Origin of the sequence: Armatimonas sp., from assembly GCF_031410135.1 — a bacterium.
Lineage (GTDB): Bacteria > Armatimonadota > Armatimonadia > Armatimonadales > Armatimonadaceae > Armatimonas.
In genome coordinates this window covers 1-5,332 of record NZ_JANNYP010000078.1, presented here as the reverse complement: position 1 = coordinate 5,332, position 5,332 = coordinate 1, and the positions used below count along the sequence as shown (strand labels likewise).

Genomic DNA, 5,332 nt, shown 5'->3' with positions numbered 1-5,332 from the left:
CTAATCTTGTCCCATAACTTTTTGTCGTCTTGGAGCCGAAATTGCAAAAGAGAGAGTGATGGAAACAACAGATTCTCTTCTTCAGCAAGAACCTACTCAAGACAAAGAGTGGGCATGGATAGAGGTTCACGGAGCAAAACTTCCCGATGTACGATTCAAAAAAAGTCTCGCAGCAATTTGCCAAAAAATTCATCAACAGCCAGGAGTTTCTTTTTCAAGAGCTTGTGAGGCTAAGCGAAAAGCGGGTTATCGTCTTGTGAATATTGCAGAGATTACTCCTCAAGATATTTTAGTAGGTCACTCGAAACAAACACGAGAGAGAGCTAAAGAATATTCATTTTTTCTTGCAGCATCGGATACAACGAGCTTTGATTTCACTTCACATAAAGCATGTACAGGACTAGGACCAATTGCATCTACTCCCAAAAGCCAAGGATTTCTTACGCATTCTGTCATTGCCTTGTCTCCCAAAGGGGTTCCTTTAGGCGTTCTCTATCAACAAAGCTGGACACGGACAGCAGAATCGTTTGGACAGTCTAATCAGCGTCGTTCTCGTCCCGAATCCGAAAAAGAGAGTCAGAAATGGGTGAAGGCCCTTCGAGGCGTCGAAGAGATTCTCCAACCTGAGGACTCCGTTCTTCTGATTCAGGATCGTGAAGCCGATATCGTTTCCTTTTTACAAGAACCTCGCCGAGAAAATACCTATCTTCTTATCCGATCTTGCCATCCTCGTAAAATTTCAGTGAAAAATGATGGTAATACGAAATTAGAAGATGGTAATGCTAATCTATGGGAGGCTGCTCGATGCTCTCCTGTTGTTGCTAAAAATACCTTGTCTGTCAAAGTAAAAAAAGGTAAAGAATTTACGGATCGTTGTGCTCAATTGAGCATTCGTTATACTCATGTTGAAATTATACCTCCTGTCTACGCGGATAAAAGTAAACCTAATCCTGTTGTTTGGGTTGTTTGTGCCAGGGAAGATAACCCTCCTCCTGGCTTCGATGCAATCGAATGGATTTTACTTTCTACGTTTCCTGTCACCGACTCGAAGACAGCTCTTGATATGGTTTTATTTTATACTTATCGCTGGCTAATTGAACGATTTCATTATGTTTTAAAATCTGGTCTTGGAGTTGAAAATCTTCAGCTTGATGATGTTGATTCTCTAATGAAATATCTTTCTTTTTACAGTATCGTTGGTTGGCGACTCCTTTACTTAACCTATCTTGCCCGTGAAGCCCCTAACACTCCTGCGAACTATGTTTTTACTGATTTGAGTATTAAAGTTTTGTCAGCTCACAGTGGTAAAACGATCTCAAGCGTCAGCGATGCAGTTATGGCCGTTGCTCGTGTCGGTGGTTTTCGTCCTTGTCGTTCTGCTCCTCGTGCTGGTGTGAAGAGTTTATGGATGGGACTTCGTCGTTTGGATGGTATGGAGGAGGGCTGGCAAATGGCTTTTTCAGCGATGTCAGCCCTATCAGCAAAAGATATGGGACAAGATTAGTACTTCGATAGGGTTAATCACAAGTGGTATGTTATGTACGGGAGGCACTCCTACTATGGCGACGTTAACATAATCACCTTCTGCGAAGATGGCAAACTCATCTCCATCAAGCACCTGGGATGTGGCTAGAAAGATAAACCAATGCCCCTGACCATTGACCTACCCGAGCTGGTGAAACCCGATGACATTCCCGAGGGCTGGAAGAGCTTCACAGCAGCACTGCCCCCGAACCTCTACGACAAGCTCCTGCGACGTGCTGAGGCGCTGGAAGTGCGCATGCGTGTGGGCGCGGTGGCTGTGAGAGCAGCTCAAAGGGCAAGGGAATAAAGCAATGAGTTTAGGAATCACTCGTGCTTACATAGACTGGGTTGAATCGGCTACCGACCAACAGATAGACGAGGAGATTGCCAGAGATCTGGGGGTGAATGTCGAGGAGCTGCCCCTTGTGCCTGATGAGGTGATGGCAGAGCTTGCGGAGCGCTTTAACACCGAGTGGCAACAGTGTCTTGCGGAGAGTGACCCTGGTGAAGTGGTCACAGGGGCGAAGGAGTAGAGTCATGGACATAGGAACCTTGTGGCTCGTCGAGTACAGCCCTACCAGTGGTGGGTTTCATATTGAATCCGCAGAAATCTGCTTTGGTGTCAACCGCGCCGGTCTTAGTCAGATAGAAGAGAAAGGGCGCGTCGGCACGATGGTCAAAGACTTCATCACGGTGGGCATTGCTCCATCCTTTGAAGAGGCATGTGCCATTGCCTTAAAACTTGAAGATTTAGCCGAGAAAACTAATTGGCCCAACTTCAGGCGGTGGGACTTTTCAGCATGGAATGAGGGCTTAGATATGGATGACATGGCTGAGAGTGGCCCTAGTGAAGCCGTCACAGGAGCGAGGGAATGAACAATCAAGAACCGAAACCGCTGCGCTACGATGCGTCCGGCGAAAGCGGACTTATGCAGATCGGAAAAGCCCTTTTGCCTGGTTTAGTCTTTGGTATTGCTATGCTTATCTTGTGCTGGTGGTTACGTCTTACCCTTTTCCAAGACCGCCTGCCAGATCTCCATTGAAGCACGCGAGGGAAACTCAATCATGAACCGACCAAAGAAAATCATCCAAGCGAAGGTTCGAACCTTCGCTCTCGCCCTCCTGGGTATCGCGGCCTCGGTGGGGCTGGCATCGGGGCTGTACGTAGAATCGCGACCTCAAGTCTCCCATCAGCAGCCGAGGCGATGGGTGACATGGATCAAAGCCCCTGAGCCCTCAGCTTCCCCCGCTCCAGCACCAAAGAAGCCACTGCAAGAGGGGTACAGGCGCGTCAAGTGCGACAAATGCGGGCAGGAGTACGATGTGCTAAATATTTGCAATCCCGACCCAACCGAGGGACAAATAACGCATTTACACTTGACGCCCTAGGAAAAGGCTCGTTGCATTAAAGGGTTCCAGGAGATGGTAAAGGAAGTGAAGTCCCTTCATAATTCACCCCTGGATAAAGCTTGCTTTTTAAAACAGGGCCGTTTATACACTGGAATCACCAAAGAAGACTTGGTAGGAAGCAAGACAAAAACATGACCCTAACCATTGAAAAACCAGAAGAAGAGAGGCTCCTGCGACGGGTGGCCCGATCTCGCGGCCTCAAGCCTGACGCGCTGATCCTCGCACTTCTCCAAGAGGCAGAAGCCCAGGAGATCACCCTCAACAAGAGCATTGCCCGAAGTGCCGCCTTGCTCACTGGGGCCAAACTGCGCCAGATAGGGGACACGCCTGAAGACGCTGCCGCTTGGAGCCACTTGTAGCCATGAAAGAGACTCTGTAGATGCCCTCCTATGCGGTTGGTGACATCCCTGTGTGCCACAATGATTTGAGACACTTTCCGTTCCCTCTATATCTCCCCAGGGCAAAAAGGAAAGAACCAGAATGAGCATCACTATGGCCCACCCAAACGGCAACTCCGTCTATCAAAACCCGACAGGGATTCCTCTCGCACCAGTAGCTGCGGGCTTGGACACGCCAACGTCCAAAGAGGCACTACCGACAAAAGAGACATTCCCTAACCCCGAGGTTCAGCAACGAGCCCAACGAAGGACTTTCACTCGCCAGTACAAAGAGAACATTCTCCAGCAAGCGCAGAACTGCAAAAAGCACGGGCAAATCGGCGCACTGCTGCGACGCGAGGGACTTTACTCCTCTCACCTTACCGATTGGAAGCGCAAGCAAGTTCAGGCAAATCAGCAGGCCAAAAAGCTCAGCAAGGACGTCAAGGTTCCACGAGATAGTGCGGCATTATCTCATCCTGCAAAGGAAGTTCTGCCTTTGGCACAGCAGAATCGAGAGCTGCGGCGTAAGACAATGCAACTGGAACGCCAGCTCGCACAAGCACAAGCACTACTGGATCTCCAAAAAAAAGTATCGCAGCTTCTGGGCATCACTCTTGCGACACCCAAAGACGACGAGATATCCGAGGCAGGCTCATGAATGCAATTGCGGCCATGACCACGATTGACCAAGCTCAACTATTGCCCCTCGTCACCGCACCGCTCCCCATCGCCACTGCCTGTCGGGCACTGGGCATCTCGCGGGCAACTTGGTACCGATACCAGAACGGTCAAGCACAAATACATCAAGTGGTTGTCAAGTCGGAGCAAGCTGACACTGTGCCTGTCAAGTCGGAGCAAGCTGACACTGTGCCTGTCAAGTCGGAGCAAGCTGACACTGTGCCTGTCAAGTCGGAGCAAGCTGACACTGAGCCTGTCAAGTCGGAGCAAGCTGACACTGAGCCTGTCAAGTCGGAGCAAGCTGACACTGAGCCTGTCAAGTCGGAGCAAGCTGACACTGAGCCTGTCAAGTCGGAGCAAGCTGAGCGAGTTGGGCCACGAGCCCTCTCGCCGGACGAACGGCAGGCGGTGCGGGAGGTACTCTACAGCGAGCGTTTCGTGGATCATGCCCCCGCTGAGGTGTATGCCACTCTGCTGGATGAAGGGGTCTACCTCTGCTCGATTCGCACGATGTATCGTCTCCTTAAAGAGGAATCCTCATCGGGAGAGCGCCGTAGACAGGCAAGCCATCCGGCCTACGCTCGTCCGGAGCTTCTGGCAACACGTCCCAATGAATTGTGGTCTTGGGACATCACGAAGCTGCGCGGTGAGATCAAAGGGAGCTACTTCCATCTATATGTCATCCTGGATGTCTTCAGCCGCTATACTGTGGGCTGGATGGTAGCTTCACATGAGAGTGCTGTCTTGGCTGAGCAGCTCATCGCAGAGAGCGCTTTCAAGCAAGGCATCTCTACTGGGCAGCTCACGCTTCATGCGGATCGTGGTTCCTCGATGCGCTCCAAGCCTGTTGCTTTGCTCCTTGAGGATCTGGGCATCACCAAGACACACAGCCGTCCTCATGTCTCCAATGACAACCCGTTTTCCGAGAGTGCGTTCAAGACGTTGAAGTATCGCCCCTCGTTTCCTGCTCGCTTCGCTAGCATTGAGGAGGCGCGTGCCTTCTGCGTTGAGTTCTTCGGCTGGTACAACCAGGAGCACCATCATGGAGGTCTTGCCTTACTGACCCCCTCAATGGTACATCATGGCCAGGCTTCATCCGTAATAGCCGCTCGCAATGCCACGCTTGCCGTTGCCTTTGCGCTGCATCCCGAGCGCTTCGCCAAGGGGCTTCCTGTTCATCCCCGTGTGCCTGATGCGGTCTGGATCAATCCTCCTGTATTGGCACTCGTGCTGGACTCCGCTTTGCCCGCCGTGACAGATGATAAATGCAGGGTAAGTCTGGAGGCAAAAAGAGTCTAAATTAAAAAAGAAAAGTGTCTCAAAATCATTGACATATTCCG

General features: G+C 50.7%; 6 protein-coding genes and 1 pseudogene. All 7 read left to right on the top strand.

Translation table 11 applies throughout. The features are described from left to right. Positions 1 to 58: 58 nt before the first annotated feature. Positions 59 to 1,504 (top strand): IS4 family transposase, encoded by a 1,446-nt coding sequence (locus tag RMO15_RS02855; RefSeq protein WP_309707615.1) that lies wholly within the window; start codon positions 59 to 61, stop codon positions 1,502 to 1,504. Between the two features lie 141 nt (positions 1,505 to 1,645). Next, complete coding sequence (locus RMO15_RS02850) at positions 1,646 to 1,831, top strand: hypothetical protein (protein WP_309707614.1); 186 nt, start codon at positions 1,646 to 1,648, stop codon at positions 1,829 to 1,831. 4 nt (positions 1,832 to 1,835) lie between these two features. Continuing rightward, on the top strand, positions 1,836 to 2,057 hold the full coding sequence (locus RMO15_RS02845) for a hypothetical protein (RefSeq protein ID WP_309707611.1): 222 nt from the start codon (positions 1,836 to 1,838) through the stop codon (positions 2,055 to 2,057). Between the two features lie 4 nt (positions 2,058 to 2,061). After that, positions 2,062 to 2,400 (top strand): hypothetical protein, encoded by a 339-nt coding sequence (locus tag RMO15_RS02840; RefSeq protein ID WP_309707609.1) that lies wholly within the window; start codon positions 2,062 to 2,064, stop codon positions 2,398 to 2,400. Between the two features lie 665 nt (positions 2,401 to 3,065). Further along, a complete protein-coding gene (locus tag RMO15_RS02835; protein ID WP_309707608.1) occupies positions 3,066 to 3,293 on the top strand; it encodes a hypothetical protein in 228 nt (75 codons plus the stop codon). A gap of 121 nt (positions 3,294 to 3,414) precedes the next feature. Beyond that, positions 3,415 to 3,972 (top strand): hypothetical protein, encoded by a 558-nt coding sequence (locus RMO15_RS02830; protein ID WP_309707607.1) that lies wholly within the window; start codon positions 3,415 to 3,417, stop codon positions 3,970 to 3,972. 395 nt (positions 3,973 to 4,367) lie between these two features. Continuing rightward, positions 4,368 to 5,291 (top strand): annotated as a pseudogene (locus RMO15_RS02825) (transposase); the annotation flags it as partial. Between the last annotated feature and the right edge of the window lie 41 nt (positions 5,292 to 5,332).